Genomic DNA, 24387 nt, shown 5'->3' on the forward strand with positions numbered 1-24387 from the left:
CGAAGCCCCCTTTGGTCCGTAGACATTATGCGGTATTAGCAGTCGTTTCCAACTGTTGTCCCCCACCTCAAGGCATGTTCCCAAGCATTACTCACCCGTCCGCCGCTCGTCAGCAAAGTAGCAAGCTACTTTCTGTTACCGCTCGACTTGCATGTGTTAGGCCTGCCGCCAGCGTTCAATCTGAGCCATGATCAAACTCTTCAATTAAAAAGTTTTATGTCTTTCGACAGCTCAATGAATTCTGAATTTATTTAATATCTTTCGATATTGAATTGACTGTGCTGCAATTCCTACCGAAGTAGTTATTGCTGTTGGTCACTCAGTTTAAATTGAGACTCTAAATTTGTTTGCCTCACTACCTAAATAGCTTGGCTGTTAGAACTCAATCTGTACGAGTGCCCACACAGATGATTGCTTTATATTGTTAAAGAACGTTGCGACGTTGTCGCTAGGGATGCGTATAATACATCCTTTATTTTTCGAGTCAACACTTAATTTTAAACTTTCTTTCGATGATTTGAATTTAAGTTTTACTTAACTCTCTGAGTAGCTCATGCCTCGCTATGCGTTGGCGTTCCCCGTCTCAGTGGGGTCGCATTATAGGGAGAACAGATTTTTACGCAAGTACTTTTTTAAAGAAAAACTAAAAAAACACACTGTTCGGTCAGTATCTGAGCTAAAACAGATGAAACAGCTAGTTTTATAATCAAATCAGGCTTTGCTGGTACTTAAATAAGCGCTACTGTTACACTGATACTATTCATATTGTTTAATTTAAAGGTGCTTATATGGCAATACGTTCTTATAAAGGAATAACTCCTGCGTTTAATGATTCTGTTTATATAGACGAGTCGTCTGTATTAGTCGGTGATATCACCCTAGGTGATGATAGTAGTGTATGGCCACTAGTTGCTGCCCGTGGTGATGTTAATCATATTCGTATCGGTAAGCGTACTAATATACAAGATGGCAGTGTTTTACATTTATCAAGAGCGACTAAAAGCAATTCTGAGGGTTACCCACTTATTATTGGTGATGATGTTACCGTGGGTCATAAGGTAATGCTGCATGGCTGCGTATTAGGTAACCGCATACTCGTGGGCATGGGCGCTATTATTATGGATAACGTGATTGTAGAAGACGAGGTGATTATTGGTGGTGGTGCTTTAGTACCTCCTAATAAGCGTTTAGAGTCTGGCTATTTATATGTAGGTAGCCCAGCGAAACAAGCCCGCCCTTTAACAGAGCAAGAGCTGAGCTTTTTAAAAGTGTCTGCCGATAATTACGTGCAGCTTAAAGATGAATACTTAGCTGAAGACGCGAAATAACCACAACTTTTTGCTTAATTAAGTAAACTCACTTCTATTTGCCCTGCCGAGTTATAGCTTTCGTCTTCGATTAGCTGCTCGGCACGCTCTTCATAATCAAATCGGTATTATTCAAAATAACGCGTTGCATGACTCTCATCGGCTAAATTTAAACTACTTACAGCAATCACACACTCAACTAGCATTCCGCTTACTTGTGCAAAAAAAACTAATTGATGAGTTGGCTCTCTAAATTCGAGTCTGTCTATAAACTGTATTGCTTGATTCATTTAAGTACTCCCTGCTTTAATGCAATAACAACGGGAACAATGTCCGGCATTTTATTTCGCCATACATAATAAGCTTGTGCAGCTTGCCCTACTAACATGCCACTGCCATCTAATAGCTTAGCCGCTTTATTGTGTTCGCTCACCCAATTCATAAATAGCGTATTTTGCGTCGCATAAAACATATCATAAGCCATTTCACATGCGCTTAAGTGCTTTTCGCTTAACGCAGGTAACTCGTTATTCATGCTACTTGAGGTTGAATTTATAACCAAGTGATAATCAACTTGAGGAAGGTCGTCAAAACCATACCCCGAAACATTGCCGTGCTCGGTAAAGAGTTTTGCCAAAGTTTGGGCTTTATGTGCAGTGCGATTAACAATAGTGATTTCTTTAGGCTGCTGCTCAAGTAAAGGTAAAATAACACCACGGGCAGCGCCACCCGCACCAATGATCAACAGGCGTTTACCTGTTATTGTTATTTTATTCACTAGTAAATCGTTCACAAAACCTATGCCGTCGGTGTTATCACCGAGTAAACTGCCATCATCGCGCTTTTTAAGGGTGTTTACTGCGCCTGCAAGTTTAGCAACTGGAGTGAGTTCATCGGCTAAAGCAAAGGCCTGCTCTTTAAAAGGAACAGTGACATTTGCGCCTTTGCCCCCTTGCTCAAAAAAAGTCGCGACTGTTTTTTCAAACTCATCGATAGGTGCTAAGATTGCGCTATAGTCGATTTGCTCTCCCAATGACTTAGCAAACTGCTGATGTATGCTGGGAGATTTTGAATGTTTGATTGGATTTCCAAAAACCGCATATTTGTCCATTTTAAACAACCTCTTTGCAGTTTTAGTACTGCCTATTAACGATGATAAAACTATGATTAAAAGACTCTTTTCAAGATCAAAGCCGTCTACAACCACTCAAGCGCCTACGCCAGAGAAAACCCCGTATGAAATCATCGGCGGAGAAGCGCCCACGCGTGCAATTGCCAATAGATTCTACGACATAATGGCCAGCGATGAATACGCTAAACCGTTATATGATATGCATCCTCAACCATTAGATAGAATTCGCCAAGTATTTTTTGAGTTTTTATCCGGTTGGCTTGGTGGCCCAGACTTATTTGTAGAAAAACATGGCCATCCAATGCTGCGCAAACGCCATATGCCATTTCCTATTGATCAAGATTTACGTGATCAGTGGATGTATTGCATGAATAAAACCTTAGACATAGAAATTGATAACCCCGTTTTACGCGAAGGTTTACGCCAATCACTGGCACAGCTTGCCAGTCATATGATTAATCAGCATTAATCTATCCCGCTTTTTAATTGGGGATTATTTGCGCTAAGTCAAAACCCGCTTTTCTAAAATAAAGATAATACCCTATTAAATAGTTAGAAAAGCGTGGCGCGTGTGAAATCAATCCAACATAAAATTTATGCTTTGTTAGCATTAACCGGCATTATAGTACTCATAGCCAGTATTTTTAGTAGTGCGAGTCAACAGCGCACGCTCGCACAAGATACGGTGGCAGAAAACATCAAGCTACTTGCCGATAACTATTTTGATTCAATAAACACCATGATGCTAACGGGTACTATGGCTAATCGAGAATTGTTGAGCCAAAAGCTTCGTAAACATCCTAATATTGAAGACGCTCATATTACTCGCTCTGACATAGTCAATAAGCTGTATGGACCAGGCAATAAAAACCAAACAGCGAGTAATAATAGTGAACGCGAAGCGCTGCGAGGCAAAGAAAGTTTATTTATAGAGCAAAGCAATAATAACCGTAGTATGACCTATCTTCGCCCTATGTTTGCTAGTACAGACTACAAAGGTACAAACTGTTTAGGCTGCCATCAAGCACAAGAAGGCGATGTACTAGGTGTGGTAAAAATTAGCTATTCCTTAGCCGATATTGATAGCGAGGTAACTTACAACACCTTAATAACCACCAGCCTACTGTCTACTATTTTTATTATTGCCTTTGTGCTGCTAGGTATAGTGTTTAGAAAAATATTTATAGTACGCCTTAAAAAGCTCGGCCATGCAATGCACTTAGCCACTACTAATAAAGATTTAACCTTACGCATTGAAGATAACGCCGAAGATGAACTCGGCTGGCTTGCCACTAGTTTTAACCAAATGATTGCTACGTTTAAAGATAACATTGCTCAGGTATCTCACTCTTCAAAAGTGCTTATTCATTCAGCAGAGAAAATTTATACTTCTGCCGATACTACTGAGCGCGCTATTTTAGAACAAAAGAAAAGTACCGACTCGGTAGCTGCAGCAATTAATGAGCTAGAAAGCTCATCCAATGAAGTAAGAAACACCACTCATTTTGCTCAAGAAAAATCTGAGAACAGTAATGAGCTAGCACAGCAAAGCATGCAGGTTGCAGAGCAAACCGAACTCAGTATAAATCAACTAGCTGAAGATGTACGCCAAGCGGCAGATCAAGTGAGACAACTGCAAGAGCAAACGCTTGAAGTGGGTAAAGTGCTTGAGGTGATCAGCAGTATCGCCGAGCAAACAAATTTATTAGCGCTTAATGCTGCCATTGAAGCTGCCCGTGCAGGTGAAGCTGGCCGAGGCTTTGCCGTTGTTGCTGATGAAGTACGTACTTTAGCAACTCGAACTCATGCCTCTACCGATGAAATACGCCGCACCATTGATAAGTTGCAATCAGAAGCAGCGCAAACAGTTAAAACCATGGGTGAGTCGTGTGCAGAGGCAGACGAAAGAGCGCAACAAGTACAACAAGTTGCACAGGCTTTAAAAGATATTTCTAGCCAAATGAATGAAATAAATGAGCTGAATATTCAAATAGCCGATGCGACAGAGCAGCAAAATCTAGCCGCGGAAGAAATAAATAGAAGCGTTGTTGGTATCAGTGATAATGCAGAGCAATCGTTAGTAGATGCGGATGAAAATCAAAAAGTCAGTGAAGAGTTACTCAATTTAGCTCGCTCGTTAGATGAGCAGGTACGAAGCTTTAAACTAAAACAATAACTTTAAAAGCCAGTCAATAAGTAGTTTATTGACTGGCGGACAATTTCTAGCCTAGAGCTAACCAATCACGTGGCTTTAAGAAATCTTTATATAGTAATGCCTCTGCACTGTCTTCGGCTGGGGTATAGTTATATTCCCAACGTGCTAAAGGTGGCATCGACATTAAAATAGATTCAGTTCGGCCACCGCTTTGTAAGCCAAATAATGTGCCGCGGTCCCAGACTAAATTAAACTCAACATAACGACCACGGCGATATAATTGAAAATCGCGCTGTTGTTCGGTGTACTTATCGTTTTTGCGACGCTCAATAATAGGAACGTAAGCATCTAAAAAGCCATTACCCACCGATTGCATAAATGCAAAACTTTGCTCAAAACCTAACTCATTCAAATCGTCAAAAAATAAGCCGCCTACGCCGCGAGTTTCATCACGATGTTTTAAATAAAAGTATTCGTCACACCATTTTTTATATTTTGGATATACATCATCGCCAAACGGCTGACACACATCGTGCGCAACTTGGTGCCAATGCACTACATCTTCAAGTACAGGGTAAAACGGGGTTAAATCAAAACCACCACCAAACCACCAAATCGGTTCTTCACCTTCTTTCTCGGCAATAAAAAAGCGCACATTGGCATGGCTTGTTGGTATATGTGGGTTTTTAGGGTGGATCACTAACGATACACCACACGCATGAAAACTGCGCCCGGCAAGCTCAGGTCTATGTGCAGTGGCAGAGCCCGGCATAGAGGCACCAAATACATGAGAGTAATTAACTCCCCCTTGCTCTATCACATTACCATTGGTGATAACGCGAGTACGACCACCGCCGCCCTCTTCTCGCTGCCAGCTGTCTTCAACAAACTGTGCTTTCCCGTCTGCTGCTTCTAAGCCTTGGCAAATGGTATCTTGCAAAGCCATAAAGTACGCTTTTACTTGTTTTAATAATTCGCTTTGCATCGTTAACCTCTGAATACATTGCCTGTCATGGCATCTTTAATGGTACTTGGTTGCGTATTACCACCTAACGGTTCATCAACATAAAAACTAACCTGCTCGCCAAACTGCTGCTGAGCTTCAACAATACTTGTTACCGTTGCTTGGCCGGTTAAATTTGCACTTGTTGATACCAGTGGTTTACCAAACTGTTGGCATAAACGTTTAACTGTAGGGTGGTTAGTTACTCTTACTGCAATAGTATCAAACTGCCCTGTTAACCACTTTGGGGTAGACTTAGCTGCAGGCATCACCCAAGTGAGTGCGCCTGGCCAACTTGAAAAAATATCGGCACGTTTATCCATAGGCAGCTTAGCGTCATCGACGTATTTTAATAATTGCCCGTAATTGTCAGCAATTAAAATAAGCCCTTTTTCAACGGGGCGTTGTTTAATATCAAGTAAACGTTCCACCGCCTGTTGATTGTCAGGATCGCAACCAAGGCCATAAACAGCTTCGGTTGGGTATAAAATAACATCGCCTTGTTCTAAGCTAGTTATTGCAGCAGATAAAGAAGAAAGGTCAGACAAAATTGTCTCCAGAGATATTTACGTTATACAGTGGCAGCAAACTTATGCATACAGCTTTTTTGTGGGCATTGTAACACAACACCACTCGCGGTTTTTTTCTCAGTAACAACTGGCCAGTCACATACAGGACACGCTTGAGCTACTGGCTTGTGGTTTAGCGTATATTTACAGCTTGGATAACAGTCGCAAGAATAAAACACTTTCCCAAATTTATTGCTGCGTGAAACCAAGTGGCCTTTTTTACATTTAGGGCAACTAATCACAGGCTCTTCACTTGGCGTATTGTCATGCTCACTGGCAATATAATGACATTCAGGGTAACCGGTACAGCCAATAAACATACCGTAGCGGCCATTTTTCACCACCAGCGGCTTGCTACACTCTGGACACTCGCTGTCCTCAAGTATTTTGATTTCATTGCTATCATGATGTGCAAGCGGGCGAATAAAATCGCACTTAGGATAACTAGCGCAGCCTAAAAAAGGCCCAGATTTACTATTACGAATGACGAGTTCTGAACCACATTGCGGGCATATCTCATATTCTTTTTCTAAGGCGTGTTTATTAGCCGAGAAAAGTGAATGATCGATTTTACTCATGTAAATCCTAGTGGTTGGTGAATTTTCGCCTAATATACCCAAAACCCTTAAAGATACAAGCTATGGCAGTTGGTTTGTTAACGCTGAAAATAATAAAACACGCAATAATGATTAATGTAACACTTCACTGGGCTCATCAAAAATAAGATCTTCCATTTGCTCATACGCCTGCTGAGAATCAGGGGCGTTAAATAACACCATAAGAATTAACCATTTTAAATCTTCCAAAGTAATAGCTGAATTATCAAGCGCCGCTAAACGGTCCATCACCATTTCACGAGTGGTGCTATTAATAACGCCCGTTTGTTCAACAAACATTAAAAAGCCGCGACACTCGGTGTCGAGAACTTGGCACTCACTGTCGGTAAAAATACGCACTGCATGTTGTGGAGTGGCTAATAAATAAGGCGATTCATTGCTGTATTGTAATGCGGCAAGTTGATCTAACCAGTCAATGGCTTTGTTAATTTCGGGTTTGTTAAACCCAGCGCGGAGTAACTCATCGGTAAGTGTGCTTTGCTCAACAAATACATCACTTTCGCTGTGAACATAGTTTTCAAATAAATACATGAGAATATCAAACATATTATCCTCCAGCGCTTAATTTAATATAGCCGTCTAATACACGTTCAATTTGATCGTCTAACTCTAAATCAAGCAATCGCGCTTGTACTTTATCAATTGGCCACTGTACTCGACGCATAATATCGTCCACACTGGTCACCTCAAAACCAATACTGTTAAGCACCTCGCAATCTGAGGTTACAGCATCAGTTAACTCTTTATAGTTTAGACCAGAAGGGTATGAAAAGTTCATCTCATCAAGAATATCGGCGACGTTTTCTACCAGCTTAGCACCTTGCTTAATTAAAAAATGGCTTGCTTGTGCCAGCGGGTTTTTAATTGAGCCTGGCACCGCAAAAACGTCTTTATTTTGTTCAAGCGCATAACGTACGGTGATCAGTGAGCCACTTTTAATTTCGGCTTCAACAATTAAAACGCCTAAAGAGAGTCCTGAAATAATACGATTACGCCGTGGAAAGTTATGCGCGTTGGCCGCGGTGCCCGGTAAAAACTCACTTACCAATAAACCCTGTGTTAATACTTGCTCTGTAAGTAACTTATGGCGTTTAGGGTAATAAACATCAACACCAGTCCCCAGTACGGCAATGGTTTTACCATTTCCTGCCAGCGCTCCTTTATGGGCAGCACCATCAATGCCACGCGCCATACCAGAGGTTACTGTTATGCCAGCAAGCGTTAGCTGATATGCAAATTCTGCAGCAATTTCAAGTCCTGTAGTGGTTGCATTTCGACTGCCAACAATCGCAATTTGTGGAGAAGACAGTAAGCTGATATCGCCTTTACAAAAAAGTAATAATGGTGCACTGGCTATTTGTTTTAGGTGTTCTGGGTAGGTGGTATCAAAAATACTAATAACAGTAATATGTTGCTGGCTAATAAGCTGTTCATAATGCGCAACTTGCTGCCAATTTGTATTAAGTAAATTGCTTGCTTGACTCGCTGTTAAGCCCAACATAACCAGCTGGGAATGCGATAAGGAAAACAGCGACTCTAAACTGTGCTGCTTAGAGAGGGCTAATAGCGTTTTTATTCCAAGCCCTTTGCATAAGTAAAAGGCAAGCCAATGGCTTAGCTTGCCAAACGATTGCTCCATGTTCCCTCCTAGAACACCGACTCGCTACTTAATGAATTACTGCCAAATCTCCAATGCGAATTGGGTGCTGATTTTTAGTGATCAGCGCATAACTAACTTTGTCATACACTTTAAAGATAATCATTTCACCAACTTTCTCTGCTGGCATTTTCCAAGTAACGCTATCTTCATCGGTTTCTGAGCCAAATAATTCGCTAGTAGCCGATACCAATTTTTCTAAACGACTTGAATCTTCGGTATAACGCGGGCCTCTGGCACCATCAATCACCTTAGGTGACTGACGTTCAATATCCAGTACATGACCTACTTTAACTTGTTGCTCTGAACCTAAGTTTAGCACCACTACATCCATCGTGCTAAATTCTCTCACCTCGCGCGGAGAGGCAATCACTTGACCCTGCATTGGCTGTTCAGGACGATGCATCTCAAAATATACTGGCAGCATCTGCCCTTCCATTGCAGGTAATAAAAAGTCACCCTGTTTGATCTCACGTTTTACTGATTCAACTCTTACTGAGGCAGGTTCGCCATTGGCCGCATCACCTGTTCTAAATGCACGAGCCATACCCACATAAGATGCTCTACTCGCTAACTCTTCACCGGTATTAGGGTCAGTATAAGGCGCACCTTTATGATAAATAGCATATGCCTGATTACGTTTTAAGTTACCTTTTACATATAAAATATGGTCAATAGTTTGGGTTTTGGTATTTTCGTTGGCGCCCAAAATATAGGGCTTTTCTTTTATCGAATCGCTGTTAATAGCTTGCTCAAACGACAAATACGGTTTAATCAACGCAAGAGGTAAAGTTGTTATCGCATCTTTCCCTTTTGGCGTAATACGTCCCATAGGTGATAGCTTTCGATACGCTTTATTAATCACTAAACGCGGATTACCGTCTGTATCGTAAATTAATGCTAACGCATCTCCCGGATAAATAAGGTGAGGGTTGTCTATTTGTGGGTTCATTTGCCATAGTTCAGGCCATAACCAAGGTTCGTTTAGATATATAGCTGAGATATCCCAAAGCGTGTCACCTTTTTTCACAACATACTGTTTAGGTGCATCTTTTTTTATAGTTAGTACATCTGCCAGCACAGGAAAAGTTGCACCTAATGCAAGTATAATTGCAATTAATGGAGATTTCATTGAGCTTCCTCATAGTGTTTTTTCATTATTATTAACCAAAACCTGTTAAAGGGGAACGTGAATGGCTAAAATAAGAACATACAATACCCTAAATTTAAGCATAAGTGTAAAAGGTAACTATGGCTAGGTTAGAAGTTTTAAGATTTCCAGATGAACGTTTACGTACAATCGCAAAAGAAGTAACTGTTGTTGACGATCAAGTGCGTGAAATTGTCAAAGATATGCTAGAAACTATGTACGATGAAAATGGTATTGGGCTTGCTGCTACACAGGTTGATATTCACCAGCGTATTGTGGTGATCGACGTATCAGAAGAGCGCAATGAACCACTCGTGCTTATCAATCCGCAAATTATCAAAAAAGATGGCTCAACCGTGAGCGAAGAAGGCTGTTTATCAGTTCCTCATTCGTATGCAAAAGTTGACCGTGCAGAAACCGTTACCGTAGCTGCACTGAACGAAGAAGGTAAAGAATTTATTCTTGATGCTGACGAATTATTAGCGATTTGTATTCAGCATGAACTTGATCACCTTCAAGGTAAATTATTTATTGATTATTTATCTCCATTAAAGCGCCAACGCATTCGTAAAAAGCTTGAAAAAGAAGCGAAGTTTGCAGCGCAGTAATAAGCACCTTAGTAAATAATTAGGAAACTCAGTGACACAACCATTACGCATTATATTTGCCGGTACGCCGGACTTTGCTGCACGCCATCTGCAAGCACTCATAATTAGTGAACACCAAATAGTGGGCGTTTACAGTCAACCAGATCGTCCAGCGGGTCGCGGAAAAAAACTAAAAGCCAGTGAAGTAAAAGCGCTTGCATTAGAACATGACCTACCCGTTTTTCAACCGCAATCACTCAAAACAGACGACGCACTTGAAGAGCTAAGCAGCCTCAATGCCGATATCATGATTGTCGTTGCCTACGGTTTAATTTTACCTAAAGCCATTTTAGATGCCCCACGTTTAGGGTGTTTAAATGTACATGGTTCTATTTTACCGCGCTGGCGTGGCGCCGCACCTATTCAACGCGCTATTTGGGCAGGCGATCAGCAAACCGGTGTAACCATAATGCAAATGGATGAAGGGCTAGATACCGGCGATATGCTGCATATTAGCCGCTGCCCTATTGATAGTACTGAAACCAGTGCAAGCTTATACACTAAGCTTGCTGAACTGGGACCTGATGCATTAATCGACACCATAAATCGTTTAGCCAACGGGGACATAACGCCTGAGCCACAAAACGACGCCGATGCCAATTACGCTAAAAAGCTCTCAAAAGACGAAGCCAACATTGATTGGTCTATGGATGCCGAGCAAATCGAGCGTAACATTCGTGCCTTTAACCCATGGCCAGTATGCTTTACCCAAATGCGTGGTAATACGGTAAAAATATACCAAGCAAACGTGGTTGAACAATCAGGCGCAGCTGGCACTGTATTAACAAGTGATAAAAACGGTATCGTTGTGGCTTGTGGTAAACACGCTTTATCTATTGGCGAATTACAACCACAAGGCAAAAAGCCAATGGCAATTAATGATTTTTTAAACGGTCGTAGCGACTGGGTCACACCCGGCACCGTATTAGGCGAAAATAATGAGTAATGTAAGCAATGTCAGAGCGCTAGCCGCTGAAACTTTATATAACGTGGTTGATAAAGGCGCATCGCTTAATCAAGAACTCCCTTTCGCTAGCCAAGGCTTATCACCTAAAGATAAAGCCTTACTGCAGCAAATTTGCTATGGAGTATTGCGTTATTTACCTAGCCTAGAAAATTATTGCCAGCATTTAGTAGAACAACCGCTTAAAGGCAAACGCCGTATTTTCCAGTTTTTGTTGTATGTGGGCATTTACCAACTACAACACATGCGTGTACCACCGCATGCAGCAATTAGCGAAACCGTTAATGCGTTACAACAATTACGCGCTCTTGGCTTAAAAGGGCTTATTAACGCCATTTTACGAAGCTTTCAGCGCCAACAAGCTGAGCTTGAAGAAAAAGCCAAACAAATTCCGGTGTGTTTATACAACCATCCAAACTGGTTTATAAAGCAAGTAAAAGAAGCCTACCCAGATAGCTGGGAAGACATTCTAGAAGCTAATCAGCAACAAGCGCCAATGTGGCTTCGAGTGAATCAATCGCAGTTTAGCACCCAAGAATATAGCGAAATGCTAACCGCTAACGATATTGAACATACTCTAAATCCTGATTTTATTGATGGCATTAAACTAAGCAAACCACGCGATGTGTTTTCACTTCCTGAGTTTGATACCGGTGCCTGTTCAGTACAAGATGCGGCAGCGCAGCTTGCTGCACGCTACCTAGACCCACAAAATGGTGATGCAATACTCGATGCCTGTGCAGCGCCTGGTGGTAAAACCTGCCATATTTTAGAGCTTGCCGACGCAGATGTGCTTGCGCTTGATAGCGATGCCACACGCCTAGAACGTGTTAAACAAAACCTAGAACGCATAGGTTTGGGCGCCGACTTACAATGTGGTGATGCATCGCAACCTCACACTTGGTGGGATGAAGAACAGTTTGATCGTATTTTGTTAGATGTACCCTGCTCTGCAACTGGCGTAATTCGTCGTCACCCAGATATAAAATGGTTACGTCGCGCATCCGACATTAACGATTTATCGATCCTCCAAGGCGATATACTCGACAGCATTTGGCCATTGTTAAAGCCAGGCGGTACATTAGTGTATGCAACCTGTTCGGTGCTTCCACAAGAAAACCAACAACAAGTTGCTAAGTTTTTAGCTAAAAATGAAGACGCAGAGCATATTCCTTTGCACAGCGAAGACACTAAAACCATACCAGGCTTGCAGTTATTACCAGGCGAAAGTGACGGTTTTTACTACGCTAAATTAGTTAAAAAAGCCTAGGCAACACATTTAGCTACTTCAGTTTAGAGGTAGCTAATACTTTGATGTAATTAGTATTAATAATACGGGTACATAATGAAAATAATCATACTCGGTGCTGGGCAAGTTGGCGGCACACTCGCAGAAAACCTAGTGGGTGAACAAAACGAAATAACCGTAGTTGATATCGACGGTAACCGCTTGCGCGAACTGCAAGATAAATACGATTTACAAGGTGTTGCAGGCCATGGCGCTCATCCCGACGTGTTAAGTCGCGCAGGGGCTGAAGATGCCGATATGATTATTGCGGTGACCAGCTCAGATGAAGTTAACATGGTGGCATGCCAAGTTGCCTACAGTATTTTTAATACACCGACCAAAATAGCCCGTATTCGCTCTGAGCAGTATTTAAAATACCGCGAAAAACTCTTTCATAATGATGACTTACCTGTCGATCATTACATAGCCCCAGAAGCACTCGTTACTAAGTATATTCGCCGCCTAATAGACTACCCTGGCGCATTACAAGTACTACAATTTGCCGATGGCATGCTCTCTTTAGTGGCTGTAAAAGCCTACTATGGCGGCTTATTGGTAGGCTATGCCCTATCTACACTTAAGCAGCATATTCCTAATGTTGAAACTCGAGTAGCCGCTATTTACCGCCAAGGTAAAGCGATAAAACCCTTAGGCACCACCGTAATAGAAGCCGATGATGAAGTATTTTTTATTGCTGCAACCAAACACATTCGTGCGGTAATGAACGAGCTACAAAAGCTGGAACGCTCGTATAAAAAAATCATGATTGCCGGTGGCGGTAATATTGGTGCAGGTCTAGCCCGTTCACTGGAAAGAAACCACAGCGTTAAGTTACTAGAGCGAAGTAAAGAGCGTGCCGAACAGCTTTCTGAAATGCTCGACAACACCGTGGTATTTTGTGGTGATGCATCCGATCAGGAGCTGCTCTCTGAAGAACACATTGAACAGGTTGATGTTTTCATTGCCGTTACCAACGACGATGAAGTAAATATAATGTCGGCTATGCTCGCAAAACGCATGGGGGCACAAAAAACCATGGTACTTATTCAACGAGGCGCTTACGTTGATTTAGTACAGGGCGGCGAAATTGATATTGCGATTTCACCACAACAAGCGACTATTTCTGCATTGCTGACTCACGTGCGCCGTGGTGATATTGTAAACGTGTACTCGTTGCGTAAAGGAGCTGCAGAAGCCATAGAAGCGGTTGCCCATGGTGATGAAAATACCTCTAAAGTGGTAGGTCGCGCAATTGCCGATATTAAATTGCCTGCAGGTACCACAATAGGTGCAATTGTGCGAAATGACGATGTACTGATTGCCCATGACGATACAATTATTTTGTCAGGCGATCATGTAATCATGTTCTTAATTGATAAAAAGCACATTAACGTGGTTGAAAAGTTATTCCAAGTTAGCGCTATTTTTCTATAATTAAACTGCTTGAGTTAAGTAATCAACAAACACAAAAAAGCCGCTGACTATTAAGCGGCTTTAGTGGAGTATGATGGGGTAATACTTATTGTACTCTTGCAAACTCTTCTTTAGAAAGTTCACCATTTCCGTCAGTATCTAAGTCATCAAAAATATTCATTAGTTGTTTATTAGACGCAGCTTCCTGCTGACTAATTACACCGTCGCCATTACTATCAAAAGAGGCAAAATCTACCGCTGCATAAGCTGCTGATGATGACGCTAATACTAAAATCGCAAGTGTTGTGTTTAATGCTTTCATAATAAGTCTCCTATAAGAGGGAAATCCTTTTCTGAGATCCCTGTGCAATGAAAAAAGTCAAAAATTAAAAGTTTGCAAACTCAGCTTTAGAAAGCTCACCATTACCGTCAGTATCAAGCTCAGTAAATGCGGCTGTTAAATCAGCGTTTACAGCGGCTTCACTTTGACTAATAGCGCCGTTACCATCATTATCAAGCGCGTCAAAGTCGCTTGCTGCAAAAGCAGCTGATGAAGAAGCTAGCGCGATAAGTGCAAATGTTTTATGTAATGTTTTCATAATTTAATCCTTCAAAATGTAATGCAATGGTTTATCAAAAAATTGTGTCTAGCTATCACGGTCCTTGTTATTCTCTTTCATAGGCTTCCTTGCCTATTTAGGCTGTCTTTGGCAACTCAGAATATACTTAGCCTTATCTTATGCTTTCGAAAATTCTTCTTTTGATAGCTCACCGTTTTGGTCAGTATCAAGCTCTGAGAACATGCTCATTAATTTTGCATCAACCGATGCTTCGCTTTGGCTAATAGCGCCGTTACCGTCGGTATCTAGTGTGTCAAAGTCGCTCGCTGCAAAGGCAGCTGATGAAGAAGCAAGAGCGATAAGTGCAAATGTTTTGTGTAATGTTTTCATAATGAGTATTCCTTAAAATCGTTTAAATAATGAGGGAGCTTTTAACTCCCAAAACTTTAATAGCTTAGGGTTATGCTTTAGAGAACTCTTGTTTTGATAACTCACCGTTTTGGTCAGTATCAAGCTCTGAAAACATGCTCATTAATTTTGCATCAACCGATGCTTCGCTTTGACTAATTGCGCCGTTGCCGTCAACGTCTAGCGTGTCAAAGTCGCTTGCTGCAAAAGCGGCTGATGATGAAGCTAATGCGATAAGTGCTAAAGTTTTATTAATGCTTTTCATAATCAATCTTCCTTCAAAGTTTATGTTTTATGCGATTAAGTGTTTTACTTTAAATCACGTTTCGTTCTATACAGCCTGACTATTACAACTTCGATGCCAAAAATATAAAAACCATAATTTTCAATAAATTAACCAGCAACTAGCTGAAAATGGCGCTATTTAACTCGTTATTTTGTTGCTTTTTAGCAACAGTAGATAAGGCAATAAAATTAAAACAATAAAAATCAAAGAGTTGAGTTTAAGAAAAACCCCACACAGTCGGTGAGCAACCGCTAAAAAAGAGGATTAAATAAACAAAAAAGAGGAGGAATTGAGTTTAATTTTGTTATAAACAAAAAAATTAGAATAAAAAACATATTTAACTAATTGTTTTTAATGAATTTATAAAATAAATTTGAAATGGCTTTTAAAAATAACAACAACACATGGCTATTTGTTGCAAAAGAGCGAAAATGTTAGAGCTTGTTGATATTTTAGAATTGTAAAATGTTCAGCGTCGAAAGATAACAGGCCTTATACAATTTCAACTTCAAGTGCACTAGGGTCAATGAAGTGATCCCCCATCAGGGTTTTCATTTGCTCTTCACTGGCAAATAATCGAATTCCGCAATATATGCCCTTAGCATGTTTTTTCACACTGCATATTTGCCCTTCGTGCTTTGTATCTTCATCAAACACTACGATGCAACGCATATCTTTAATGTCGTCGATTTCTTGGGTTGTTTTAATATCAAACATAACACCCGTTAACGAAATATCTTTTATAACGCCTTCAAAGGAAGGGCGATCATCCGATAATTTTAACTTGGCTGGAAACAGCGTCGGTATACGCGCTTGCGAGCGCAGTTCAAATAGCTGTACTTGTGAAGGATAGTCGATAAACAATAACTTAGCCGGGTGAGATGCTACAGACATAAGCTGCTGACGAAACGCTAAAACATGCCCACCACTGCCCTCTATAAGCGCTCTTACCACCACCATCACACCATCGCGTAAATAATCACTTGCCATGGGGAGCCGTTTTGCATTGGGGTAATTTAAAATAATAAACTTATTTTCTAATAAGCCTATAAACTCTGTTTTTACGCGTCGGCTACTCGTGGGGGTGAGGATTTCTAAATCAACTATGCCACCCGTGACGATTTGGTTTAACTTTTCCAAATTGGTTTTTCGCATATTTCCTTCCTGATATTTATAACGTTATCCACGCCAAAATGTTGGGGTAAATAGCACAAGTAAGGTAAATATCTCTAAACGACCAAATACCATTGCCACGGTTAATATCCATTTTGCAGTATCGGTAATAGCGCCATAATGAGAAGCAACATCACCTAAACCAGGCCCAAGGTTATTTAAACACGCTGCCGTTGCTGAGAATGCCGTTATATTGTCTAACCCGGTGCCCATTAACGCTAACATAATAATAATAAAGACTAGTGCATAAGCCGAGAAAAAACCCCATACCGCTTCAACTACTTTATCTGGTAGCGCCTTTCGTCCTAACTTTATAGAGTATATAGCTCGAGGATGCACTAAGCGGTTTAGCTCTCGCACCCCTTGTAGATAAAGTAAAAACACGCGCACTACTTTCATACCGCCACCAGTTGAACCAGCACAGCCACCAATAAAACTAGAGAATATTAATAAAATAGGTAAAAACAAAGGCCAAGCAGAAAAGTTATCTGTGGCAAATCCTGCGGTGCTGCTTATAGATACAGCTTGAAACAATGCCTGATCGAGGGTTTCATCGCCATTGGCATAAACATCGTGAGATGAAAGTACCGTGAAACAAATCACCACCAGCGCGAGCTGAATACATAGAAACACTTTGAATTCAGGGTCACGAATGTAGACACTAATATTACGACTCGCTACAGCAGCATAATGCAGAGAAAAGTTAATGGCTGCGATAATTAAAAAGAACACACAAATAAAGTTAATTACTGGGCTATCAAAATGCCCCATTGAAGCGTCATAAGTAGAAAAACCACCAATGGCCACCGTAGAAAAAGCATGGCAAATTGCATCAAACCAATTCATGCCAGCGCTCCAATACGCCAAAGTACATGCAAGGGTAATAGACACATAAATATACCAAAGGTGTTTAGCGGTGTCGGCTATACGCGGGGTCATTTTGGAATCTTTTACGGGGCCTGGAATCTCAGCCCGATACAACTGCATACCACCTACGCCAAGCATTGGCAGGATTGCTACCGCTAATACAATGATCCCCATACCACCAAACCACTGTAATTGTTGGCGATAAAACAATACCGATTTAGGCAGATACTCTATGCCGGTCAGTACGGTAGCTCCTGTAGTGGTTAAGCCAGAAAAGGCTTCAAACACGGCATCGGCCAAAGAGAGGTTGGGTTCTTGTAAAAATACCAGCGGTAAGGAGGCAAACGCGCCTAGTACCAGCCAAAACAAAACCACGATTAAAAAGCCTTCGCGGGCTTTTAAATCGCCATGCTCATGCCTATTTGGGTAATAAGCCATTAAGCCAATAACAACACTGAATATAAAGGCTAAAACAAACGGCACCCCTCCACCATCTTTATAAATTAAAGACACTAGCGCTGGTGGCACCATAGTAATACTGAATAGCGCAACCAATTGGCCAAGAATTTTTATGATGGTACGAAATTGCATTGAGCGTATCGCTTTTTTATTAGTAAATTAAAATAACTACTGTATGACTCGAAATTTAATGTTTAATCATTAAATGGAATGAATGTAAGACTATTACTCTTTGATTGTTAACTCAACTGCGCCGTGGCTTAAATCAAAAATATCTTTGATGGCTTGCTGCGCTTGGCGACTATCAATGGTAATAGTCCACTCAATATTTGCAGTAAACTGCTTTTCAATATTAAGTACCTGAAAGTTGGTTTTTAAGTATTGCTCTATCGCCCCTTGCATACTGTATTCACTAAAGCCCACCAGCTCAGCACTCGGCACTTTCACCACGGTTTGTAGTTTTGCTAAGGCATTATTGAGTGAACCACCATAAGCACGCACCAGCCCACCCGTACCGAGCTTTATACCTCCAAAGTAACGTGTTACCACAGCGGTCACTTCACCTAAGCCTGAGCCCACTAGCACATTGAGCATGGGTTTACCGGCGGTGCCATTGGGCTCTCCGTCATCAGAAAAGCCATAAACATGGCTGCCACCTGGGTTACCTGCAACATGTGCCCAACAATTGTGGCGTGCATCACTATATTTTTCTTCAATATTTTTAATAAAGGCTTTCGCAGCATTTAGATCGGGCGTGTGACCTATATGAACGATAAAGGTACTTTTTTTAATTTCTTCTTGATGAAATACAGCTTCGGCTGGGTATTTATATTCAGACATAGCACTTACTTAGGCTTTAATTAAAAAAATGGGGCCAAAAGGCCCCTTTGTATCCGTTTATTTTAGCGCGTATTGACTAACTCGTCTTTAATAAGGATTTAGTCGAGTAATAAATTACGCGTCATATTTTCTAGGCTATCTTCGTGAACAATAATATTGTCCTCGATACGAATACCGCCAAAAGGTTTAAACGCTTCGACCTTTTCCCAGTTAATAAACTGCTTATTGTCTGTTTGTGCTAAATCACCCAATAAAGAGTCAATAAAGTACAAACCTGGCTCAATAGTAAACACTTGGTTTTTCTTAATTAAGCGAGTACAGCGCAAGAATGGATGACCCTCTGGTGGCGCTTGATGTGCCCCTGTTTCATCACGCATAAAACCACCCACATCGTGAACCTGTGCACCTAAATGATGCCCTAAGCCATGCGGGAAGAAAGTTGAGGTAATTTGACGCTCAACAATTTCCGCTGCAGGTAGTTTAACAATATCAAAATCACTTAATAGCTGAGCAATACGGTTATGGCAATCAATATGCAGATCGCCATACAGTAAACCTGGCTTTAAGCTTTTTCCTAACTCAATTTGATGCGCTGTCATAGCGTTAACTAAGTCAGCAAACTCACCCTGCTTTTTAAAGTCGTAGGTACGGGTAATATCCGCAGCGTAACCATTAAAATTAGCGCCCGCATCAATTAAAAATGAATTATGCGTTTGTGGTGCTTTTGGCTCAAAATGGGTGTAGTGCAAAATAGCGCAGTTTTCGTTAAGTGCCACAATATTGCCATATGGCATTTCGTTTTCACTTTGGCGCGTTGCCATTAAGTAAGCTTGCTGAATATCAAACTCGCTACCACCATTAAAAAACGCATCACGCGCTGCTTTATGGCCATCAACCGCAATACGGTTCGCATTACGTAAACATTCAAGTTCATATTGCGTTTTATAAGCACGGTGGTAATGAATATAGTTAAGTACTGGCTCAGGGTTCATAATACTAAAGCCAAGTGCTTGTGCTACTTCGAGGTATTCACCAATGTAGGCAAATTTAGCTTTATCGTAAGGTAGTAGCTTTTCAACCTGATCGGGTTGTAATAACAATTCAATATCGAAGTATTCTGCCCAAAAATCTCTTGGCTCATCAGGTACTTTATGCCAAAAATCAATTGGGCGATAAAAAATAAGTTTTGGCTTATCGCTACCATTTACCACAATCCAGCAATGTGGATTATCAATAACCGGTAGCCACGCTTTAAAATGAGGGTTAACTTTAAACGGGTAATACATATCATCTAAAAATTGGCGCTTAGCTTGGCCTGAATGAATGACTAATCCTTCTAACCCTTCTTGCTCACAAATAGTACGTGTACGCTGCTGCAATGTTGCAATATGTTCGGCGTATAAAACGGCTAATTTTTCCATAATAAACCCATCTGTTAAATTTAACTTGCTTTGAGTCTACCACTTATACACAAAGCGCTCAAAAAAGAGGGATACTTACTGTGTAAATATCCCTCTGTGGTTGTAGATTTATTTTTACTATCCGCCCATCGTCATTTCTAATATGGGGGCTAGAAGGTTTCCCTCCCGACCAAGGCGAGTATGATAAACCTGCCGATAAGCAAATACATTTTTTACATAATCTCGGGTTTCTCTGTAAGGAATAAGTTCAACCCATAGCTCAGCCGGCATTGCTTCTTCTGGTAACCAACGCTTAATACGATGATACCCAGCGTTATAAGATGCTGTAGCTAACACCTCATTGCCGTGGTTTTTCTTTTTTAAATACTGTAAATAACGAGTCCCAAGACGAATGTTGGTTTTTGGTTGATACAAACGACGATTAGAAACCGTGCCTTTATTAATATACTTTGCCGTACTCGGTAATAGCTGCATTAACCCGCGTGCATTTGCATGGGAGCGCGCATCAGGTGCAAATGAGCTTTCGCGACGAGCAATAGCAATACTCCAAGTTAGGTCAATTTTGCTTCGCTTGCTGTAACGCTCAAACATTTCTTGAAATGCAAAAGGGAAACGCAAATCCACATAATCCCATGCTTTTATTTTTGCTAGGGTGAATATAGTACTATCAAACCAATCCAGCTCGGCTGCAAGTACCGACGCAGCTAATTTTTCATCATCCGCTGAGGTATCAGTTAAATAATTCCACTCTCGTCGAGCAGCAGTAAAGCGCTCTAACTCATACAAAGCTTTGGCACGCTTAAAGCCCGGTGCGTTACTCACTCTTGTTACTAAAGCTTGATTTACATTAACGGGCAACTCATTTAAGTCAACCGGTATGCCCAAACGTGCAGCGGCTAAAAAGCCGTAATAATCACGATTAGCGGCCACTTTAGTCCAAATTGCCTTGGCTTTTTCATGATCTGCGCGTTTGTCATAACTATAAGCAAGCCAATACTGTTGCCCTAAGCTAAGATTTTCTTTACCTGTAAAAAATGCCGCAATTCCCTCCCAATCTTGGGTTTTGAGTAGATTAGCTAACTGCCATTGCATTAATTTACGATCTTGGCGCTCTTTGGGTACTTTATTTAAATAGAAGCTAGCTTGGCTATGGCCGCTCGACGCCAATGAAAGCGCAAAGGTATAATATACATCCGCTTTTTCATCATCAGTGTAATCAAATAACCCCTCAATTTTTTGCCATGCCTTTAATGCCAACTCTTTATCACGCCAAATTAAACGCTTAATACCATAAAGCGCTATTTCACCCTCTTTCACTGTTTTGCGCTTATAGCGGTATAATCCCGCCGCTGCACTTGGGTCACGTCTTACTTTTGAGTATAAATCGGCTAAGTAGCGCTCATTGGCTGGCAACAATGTTTTTAAATAAGGCAGTAAACGATAAGACCCGCCTTGTGCCGCTAAAGTGACACGTTGCCAAACAACATCGGGCGTTAAATAACCATTTTGACGCCAGCGTTTAAAAAGGCCATCGCATTCACTTGGCTGCGACTCACCCACTGTCCATAAGTCGGTTACCTGATTGAGTATTGCTTTTTTAGGCGCACCAAGATCAAGCTGAAAAGTAAGGTGGGTACAAGTAAGCTCACTGTCAGAGGTTTCACGGTAGTTTTTAATAAACGCTGCTTTTTGATTTCTGCGTTTTAAATAGTTTAACCATGCTTTACGCACTGGCCACTCTAATGGCGTATGTTCATAAACAGTGAGAAAATTTTCTATCTCTGTTTGGTGGGCTAAGCTGGGGTAACGTTCCCAATAGGCTTTTTCAACATACGGTTTAAGCGGATGAGACAATGAATCCACCGCTTCTTTAAAATTTTGATAATTGCCATAGCGCGCCTGTTTTTCAGCGTCTAAAAATGCATCAACATCAGTTTTCGCGTTGGCAGAGGGGAAAGAGAAAAATAGAGTCGCTGCCGCTACGCTTAATAAGTATTTTTTCATAATGTCCTTTAGGGCATAGTAACCTTCAAGGCTGACGAAGTGTGGCGAAGAGTAAGTAAACAACAGCACATACACAGCTGTACTATTTATTCTAATAAAACCCAAGCTATGAACACTAAGACAGCGCAATAAAATGAATAAAGAAAACTTTCAAACCCACCTTAGCACCAAACCAGCTATATTTTAACCAGACGTTTGTAACCAAGATAAATTTTTCGTTGCATTTTTAATTTAAAGCAAGCACACTGGTCTGAATATGAACTCATCGTACCAGTCTTAGTTCATCAACTAGGGAGAATAATAATGTTATATAAAAGCGATTCCTTTGAAGTTAGCTTCGTGAAGGAAAACATCGCCGAGTTTAAGTTTTGTGCTACAGGTTCTGTAAACACATTATCTCAACAAACTCTTTCAGATTGCGCGGCAGCATTAAAAGAATTAGCCGCTAACGCTGATATTAAAGGCATGATTTTTACCAGTGATAAAGACCACTTTATTATTGGTGCCGATATCTTCGAATTTTTACCTACTTTTACTAAACCTGAAGCAGAATTAGTAACGTGGATCAAAAATGCAACTGACGTTTTTGATGCAATTGAAGATTTACCATTTCCAACACTAAGTGTTATAAACGGCTTGGCGCTTGGCGGCGGCTGTGAGTGGGCACTTGCTACCGATTATCGTGTTGCAAGTGACTCAGCAAAAATGGGTTTACCAGAAGTTAAATTAGGCATAATGCCTGGATTTGGCGGCACAGTCCGCCTTCCGCGCATTATTGGCGCCGATAACGCGATGATGTGGATCACCACAGGTAACGAAAATCGCGCAGCTGATGCCCTTAAAGTAGGTGCGTTTGACGCAGTAGTTAGTGCCAACAAACTACAAGAGTCAAGTATAGCAACATTAGAATTAGCGATTGCTGGCAAGCTAGATTGGCAAGCAAAACGCGCTGTAAAATTACAACCGCTTAAATTAAACCGTGTTGAGCAAGGCATGAGCTTTGCAATGGCAGAAGGTATGGTAATGGGTAAAACCAAAGGCCACTATCCTGCTCCAGTTATGGCCGTTCGCACTATTAAAGCGGCAGCAAACTGCTCACGCGCCGAAGCAATGGCAATTGAAAATGCCAACTTTGCAAAGCTTGCTCGTACCAACGAAGCAGCCGCGCAAACAGGTATCTTTTTAGCGGATCAATACATTAAAGGTAAAGCACGTAAATTTGCTAAGCACAGCGATGTAGAAATTAAACAAGCTGCTGTATTAGGCGCAGGTATTATGGGCGGCGGTATTGCATACCAATCTGCTTATAAAGGTACACCAATCATCATGAAAGACATCCAACAGGATGCACTTGATTTAGGTATGGGTGAAGCGTCTAAGCTATTAGGTGCAAAAGTTAAGCGCGGCCATATGCCAATGGAAAAAATGCTAGCAACGCTTAGCAAAATCAAACCAACGCTTAACGATGCAGACCTACAAAACGCCAACATTATTGTTGAAGCGGTAGTAGAGAACCCTAAAGTGAAGCAAGCCGTACTTGCTGATCTTGAAAAGAATATGCCAGAAGGCACTGTGCTCACGTCAAATACATCGACTATTTGTATTGACCTACTTGCAGAAGCACTTGAAAAACCAGAAAACTTCTGTGGTATGCACTTTTTCAACCCAGTACCAAAAATGCCATTAGTAGAAATTATCCGTGGTGCAAAAACCTCAGATAAAACCATTAATGCCGTAGTTGATTACGCACTTAAACTAGGTAAATCGCCGATTGTTGTTAACGATTGCCCAGGCTTTTTTGTAAACCGTGTTTTATTCCCTTACTTTGCAGGCTTTAGCAAATTAGTGGTTGAAGGCGCTAACTTTGCAAAAGTAGATAAAGTCATGGAAAACGTATTTGGCTGGCCTATGGGTCCGGCTTACCTACTTGATGTAGTCGGTATTGATACTGCTTTCCATTGTACTGGCGTAATGGCAGACGGCTTCCCTGAACGTATGGCACGTGCAGAGAAAGATCCAGTGACTGTTTTTGCTAACGAAAAACGTTTTGGTCAAAAGAACAAAGCAGGTTTTTACAAGTATGAAACAGACCGTCGCGGTCGTCTTAAAAAATCGCATGACCAAACAGCGATTGAACTACTTGCACCAATTACAGACGCACCAAAAGAATTTGATAAACAAGAAATCATTGACCGTTGTATGATCCCAATGATCAACGAAGTGCTACTTTGCTTACAAGAAGGCATTGTTGCTTCTCCTCAAGAAGCTGATATGGCACTTGTATACGGTGTTGGTTTCCCTCCATTTAGAGGCGGCGCGTTCCGTTACTTAGATCAAACAGGTTTAGCTAATTTTGTTGCAGCAGCAGACAAATACGCTCACCTAGGTGCGATTTACCAAGTATCAGAGCAAACTCGCAAGTGGGCTGAAGAAGGCCGTGTTTTCTATAAGGTGGAAGGTTAATATC

General features: G+C 41.2%; 24 protein-coding genes, 1 rRNA gene and 1 pseudogene. 8 read left to right on the plus strand and 18 right to left on the minus strand.

What is annotated here, in order from left to right; all coding sequences use genetic code 11:
- A 16S ribosomal RNA gene (locus N523_RS0109340) occupies positions 1-207 on the minus strand; the annotation flags it as partial.
- A gap of 581 nt (positions 208-788) precedes the next feature.
- On the opposite strand from N523_RS0109340, the gene N523_RS0109345 reads away from it, so the two are divergent.
- Positions 789-1328: a gamma carbonic anhydrase family protein gene (locus N523_RS0109345; RefSeq protein WP_028834916.1), complete on the plus strand. Its 540-nt coding sequence runs from the start codon at positions 789-791 to the stop codon at positions 1326-1328.
- Between the two features lie 14 nt (positions 1329-1342).
- On the opposite strand, the pseudogene N523_RS18970 reads toward N523_RS0109345, so the two are convergent.
- Both N523_RS18970 and aroE read right to left on the minus strand, forming a co-directional pair.
- Positions 1343-1597 (minus strand): annotated as a pseudogene (locus N523_RS18970) (DUF1488 domain-containing protein).
- A complete protein-coding gene (aroE, locus tag N523_RS0109355) occupies positions 1594-2418 on the minus strand; it encodes a shikimate dehydrogenase (RefSeq protein WP_028834915.1) in 825 nt (274 codons plus the stop codon). Before aroE ends, N523_RS18970 begins: the two are co-directional and overlap by 4 nt.
- Positions 2419-2470: 52 nt before the next feature.
- Here aroE and N523_RS0109360 point away from each other — a divergent pair, with 52 nt between their 5' ends.
- Both N523_RS0109360 and N523_RS0109365 read left to right on the plus strand, forming a co-directional pair.
- Positions 2471-2908, plus strand: a complete 438-nt coding sequence (locus tag N523_RS0109360) for a group II truncated hemoglobin (protein ID WP_013463674.1) — start codon at positions 2471-2473, stop codon at positions 2906-2908.
- Positions 2909-3010: 102 nt separating this feature from the next.
- Positions 3011-4615: a methyl-accepting chemotaxis protein gene (locus N523_RS0109365; RefSeq protein WP_028834914.1), complete on the plus strand. Its 1605-nt coding sequence runs from the start codon at positions 3011-3013 to the stop codon at positions 4613-4615.
- 46 nt (positions 4616-4661) lie between these two features.
- On the opposite strand, the gene hemF is transcribed toward N523_RS0109365, so the two are convergent.
- The 6 genes from hemF to N523_RS0109400 all read right to left on the minus strand — a co-directional run bounded on the left by hemF (position 4662) and on the right by N523_RS0109400 (position 9572).
- Positions 4662-5579: an oxygen-dependent coproporphyrinogen oxidase gene (gene hemF, locus N523_RS0109370; protein WP_013463672.1), complete on the minus strand. Its 918-nt coding sequence runs from the start codon at positions 5577-5579 to the stop codon at positions 4662-4664.
- Positions 5580-5581: 2 nt separating this feature from the next.
- On the minus strand, positions 5582-6145 hold the full coding sequence (locus N523_RS0109375) for an L-threonylcarbamoyladenylate synthase (protein ID WP_028834913.1): 564 nt from the start codon (positions 6143-6145) through the stop codon (positions 5582-5584).
- 23 nt (positions 6146-6168) lie between these two features.
- Positions 6169-6744 carry a DNA topoisomerase family protein gene (locus N523_RS0109380; protein ID WP_028834912.1) on the minus strand — a complete coding sequence of 192 codons (576 nt, stop codon included), beginning with the start codon at positions 6742-6744 and terminating at the stop codon, positions 6169-6171.
- A gap of 111 nt (positions 6745-6855) precedes the next feature.
- Positions 6856-7329 (minus strand): DUF494 family protein, encoded by a 474-nt coding sequence (locus tag N523_RS0109390; RefSeq protein ID WP_013463668.1) that lies wholly within the window; start codon positions 7327-7329, stop codon positions 6856-6858.
- 1 nt (position 7330) lies between these two features.
- Positions 7331-8422 carry a DNA-processing protein DprA gene (gene dprA / locus N523_RS0109395; RefSeq protein WP_028834911.1) on the minus strand — a complete coding sequence of 364 codons (1092 nt, stop codon included), beginning with the start codon at positions 8420-8422 and terminating at the stop codon, positions 7331-7333.
- A gap of 28 nt (positions 8423-8450) precedes the next feature.
- Positions 8451-9572 carry a LysM peptidoglycan-binding domain-containing protein gene (locus N523_RS0109400; RefSeq protein ID WP_028834910.1) on the minus strand — a complete coding sequence of 374 codons (1122 nt, stop codon included), beginning with the start codon at positions 9570-9572 and terminating at the stop codon, positions 8451-8453.
- 119 nt (positions 9573-9691) lie between these two features.
- Here N523_RS0109400 and def point away from each other — a divergent pair, with 119 nt between their 5' ends.
- The 4 genes from def (at position 9692) to trkA (ending at position 13923) form a co-directional block, all read left to right on the plus strand.
- A complete protein-coding gene (gene def, locus N523_RS0109405; protein ID WP_013463665.1) occupies positions 9692-10198 on the plus strand; it encodes a peptide deformylase in 507 nt (168 codons plus the stop codon).
- 31 nt (positions 10199-10229) lie between these two features.
- On the plus strand, positions 10230-11183 hold the full coding sequence (gene fmt / locus N523_RS0109410) for a methionyl-tRNA formyltransferase (RefSeq protein ID WP_028834909.1): 954 nt from the start codon (positions 10230-10232) through the stop codon (positions 11181-11183).
- Entirely contained in the window at positions 11176-12471 is a 1296-nt protein-coding gene (gene rsmB, locus N523_RS0109415; protein WP_028834908.1) for a 16S rRNA (cytosine(967)-C(5))-methyltransferase RsmB, read from the plus strand. The genes fmt and rsmB overlap by 8 nt, the downstream gene beginning before the upstream one ends.
- A gap of 75 nt (positions 12472-12546) precedes the next feature.
- On the plus strand, positions 12547-13923 hold the full coding sequence (gene trkA, locus N523_RS0109420) for a Trk system potassium transporter TrkA (protein WP_008112933.1): 1377 nt from the start codon (positions 12547-12549) through the stop codon (positions 13921-13923).
- An 85-nt stretch (positions 13924-14008) separates the two neighbouring features.
- Here the strand turns inward: trkA and N523_RS0109425 are convergent, their stop codons facing one another.
- The 9 genes from N523_RS0109425 to N523_RS0109465 form a co-directional block, all read right to left on the minus strand.
- Positions 14009-14224 carry an EF-hand domain-containing protein gene (locus N523_RS0109425; protein ID WP_010392739.1) on the minus strand — a complete coding sequence of 72 codons (216 nt, stop codon included), beginning with the start codon at positions 14222-14224 and terminating at the stop codon, positions 14009-14011.
- Between the two features lie 64 nt (positions 14225-14288).
- The gene (locus tag N523_RS0109430) at positions 14289-14501 is read right to left on the minus strand and encodes an EF-hand domain-containing protein (protein ID WP_028834907.1); all 213 of its coding nucleotides are present in this window, start codon (positions 14499-14501) and stop codon (positions 14289-14291) included.
- 138 nt (positions 14502-14639) lie between these two features.
- The gene (locus N523_RS0109435) at positions 14640-14852 is read right to left on the minus strand and encodes an EF-hand domain-containing protein (protein WP_013463659.1); all 213 of its coding nucleotides are present in this window, start codon (positions 14850-14852) and stop codon (positions 14640-14642) included.
- A gap of 70 nt (positions 14853-14922) precedes the next feature.
- Positions 14923-15135: an EF-hand domain-containing protein gene (locus tag N523_RS0109440; RefSeq protein WP_013463658.1), complete on the minus strand. Its 213-nt coding sequence runs from the start codon at positions 15133-15135 to the stop codon at positions 14923-14925.
- A gap of 513 nt (positions 15136-15648) precedes the next feature.
- Entirely contained in the window at positions 15649-16311 is a 663-nt protein-coding gene (locus tag N523_RS0109445) for a flagellar brake domain-containing protein (RefSeq protein ID WP_028834906.1), read from the minus strand.
- A gap of 24 nt (positions 16312-16335) precedes the next feature.
- Positions 16336-17787, minus strand: coding sequence for a TrkH family potassium uptake protein (locus N523_RS0109450; protein ID WP_013463656.1), 1452 nt, complete (start codon positions 17785-17787; stop codon positions 16336-16338).
- Positions 17788-17880: 93 nt separating this feature from the next.
- Positions 17881-18495, minus strand: a complete 615-nt coding sequence (locus N523_RS0109455; RefSeq protein WP_016900036.1) for a YigZ family protein — start codon at positions 18493-18495, stop codon at positions 17881-17883.
- A gap of 98 nt (positions 18496-18593) precedes the next feature.
- Positions 18594-19916 (minus strand): Xaa-Pro dipeptidase, encoded by a 1323-nt coding sequence (pepQ, locus tag N523_RS0109460; protein WP_028834905.1) that lies wholly within the window; start codon positions 19914-19916, stop codon positions 18594-18596.
- Between the two features lie 117 nt (positions 19917-20033).
- A complete protein-coding gene (locus tag N523_RS0109465) occupies positions 20034-21920 on the minus strand; it encodes a lytic transglycosylase domain-containing protein (RefSeq protein ID WP_028834904.1) in 1887 nt (628 codons plus the stop codon).
- Positions 21921-22223: 303 nt separating this feature from the next.
- Here N523_RS0109465 and fadB point away from each other — a divergent pair, with 303 nt between their 5' ends.
- Positions 22224-24383 carry a fatty acid oxidation complex subunit alpha FadB gene (gene fadB / locus N523_RS0109470; RefSeq protein ID WP_028834903.1) on the plus strand — a complete coding sequence of 720 codons (2160 nt, stop codon included), beginning with the start codon at positions 22224-22226 and terminating at the stop codon, positions 24381-24383.
- The last annotated feature ends 4 nt before the right edge of the window (positions 24384-24387 follow it).

Origin of the sequence: Pseudoalteromonas sp. 23_GOM-1509m, assembly GCF_000518425.1 — a bacterium.
Classification (GTDB): domain Bacteria; phylum Pseudomonadota; class Gammaproteobacteria; order Enterobacterales; family Alteromonadaceae; genus Pseudoalteromonas; species Pseudoalteromonas tetraodonis.

Bases quoted from the DNA above. Each gene is read 5' to 3' on its own strand.
- def (WP_013463665.1), top strand. From the start codon at position 9,692: ATGGCTAGGTTAGAAGTTTTAAGATTTCCAGATGAACGTTTACGTACA.
- N523_RS0109425 (WP_010392739.1), bottom strand. From the start codon at position 14,224: ATGAAAGCATTAAACACAACACTTGCGATTTTAGTATTAGCGTCATCA.
- dprA (WP_028834911.1), bottom strand. From the start codon at position 8,422: ATGGAGCAATCGTTTGGCAAGCTAAGCCATTGGCTTGCCTTTTACTTA.
- pepQ (WP_028834905.1), bottom strand. From the start codon at position 19,916: ATGGAAAAATTAGCCGTTTTATACGCCGAACATATTGCAACATTGCAG.
- N523_RS0109380 (WP_028834912.1), bottom strand. From the start codon at position 6,744: ATGAGTAAAATCGATCATTCACTTTTCTCGGCTAATAAACACGCCTTA.
- N523_RS0109435 (WP_013463659.1), bottom strand. From the start codon at position 14,852: ATGAAAACATTACACAAAACATTTGCACTTATCGCTCTTGCTTCTTCA.
- N523_RS0109465 (WP_028834904.1), bottom strand. From the start codon at position 21,920: ATGAAAAAATACTTATTAAGCGTAGCGGCAGCGACTCTATTTTTCTCT.
- aroE (WP_028834915.1), bottom strand. From the start codon at position 2,418: ATGGACAAATATGCGGTTTTTGGAAATCCAATCAAACATTCAAAATCT.
- N523_RS0109450 (WP_013463656.1), bottom strand. From the start codon at position 17,787: ATGCAATTTCGTACCATCATAAAAATTCTTGGCCAATTGGTTGCGCTA.
- N523_RS0109455 (WP_016900036.1), bottom strand. From the start codon at position 18,495: ATGTCTGAATATAAATACCCAGCCGAAGCTGTATTTCATCAAGAAGAA.
- N523_RS0109440 (WP_013463658.1), bottom strand. From the start codon at position 15,135: ATGAAAAGCATTAATAAAACTTTAGCACTTATCGCATTAGCTTCATCA.
- fadB (WP_028834903.1), top strand. From the start codon at position 22,224: ATGTTATATAAAAGCGATTCCTTTGAAGTTAGCTTCGTGAAGGAAAAC.
- N523_RS0109430 (WP_028834907.1), bottom strand. From the start codon at position 14,501: ATGAAAACATTACATAAAACATTTGCACTTATCGCGCTAGCTTCTTCA.
- N523_RS0109445 (WP_028834906.1), bottom strand. From the start codon at position 16,311: ATGCGAAAAACCAATTTGGAAAAGTTAAACCAAATCGTCACGGGTGGC.
- N523_RS0109345 (WP_028834916.1), top strand. From the start codon at position 789: ATGGCAATACGTTCTTATAAAGGAATAACTCCTGCGTTTAATGATTCT.
- trkA (WP_008112933.1), top strand. From the start codon at position 12,547: ATGAAAATAATCATACTCGGTGCTGGGCAAGTTGGCGGCACACTCGCA.
- N523_RS0109390 (WP_013463668.1), bottom strand. From the start codon at position 7,329: ATGTTTGATATTCTCATGTATTTATTTGAAAACTATGTTCACAGCGAA.
- rsmB (WP_028834908.1), top strand. From the start codon at position 11,176: ATGAGTAATGTAAGCAATGTCAGAGCGCTAGCCGCTGAAACTTTATAT.
- N523_RS0109360 (WP_013463674.1), top strand. From the start codon at position 2,471: ATGATTAAAAGACTCTTTTCAAGATCAAAGCCGTCTACAACCACTCAA.
- N523_RS0109400 (WP_028834910.1), bottom strand. From the start codon at position 9,572: ATGAAATCTCCATTAATTGCAATTATACTTGCATTAGGTGCAACTTTT.
- hemF (WP_013463672.1), bottom strand. From the start codon at position 5,579: ATGCAAAGCGAATTATTAAAACAAGTAAAAGCGTACTTTATGGCTTTG.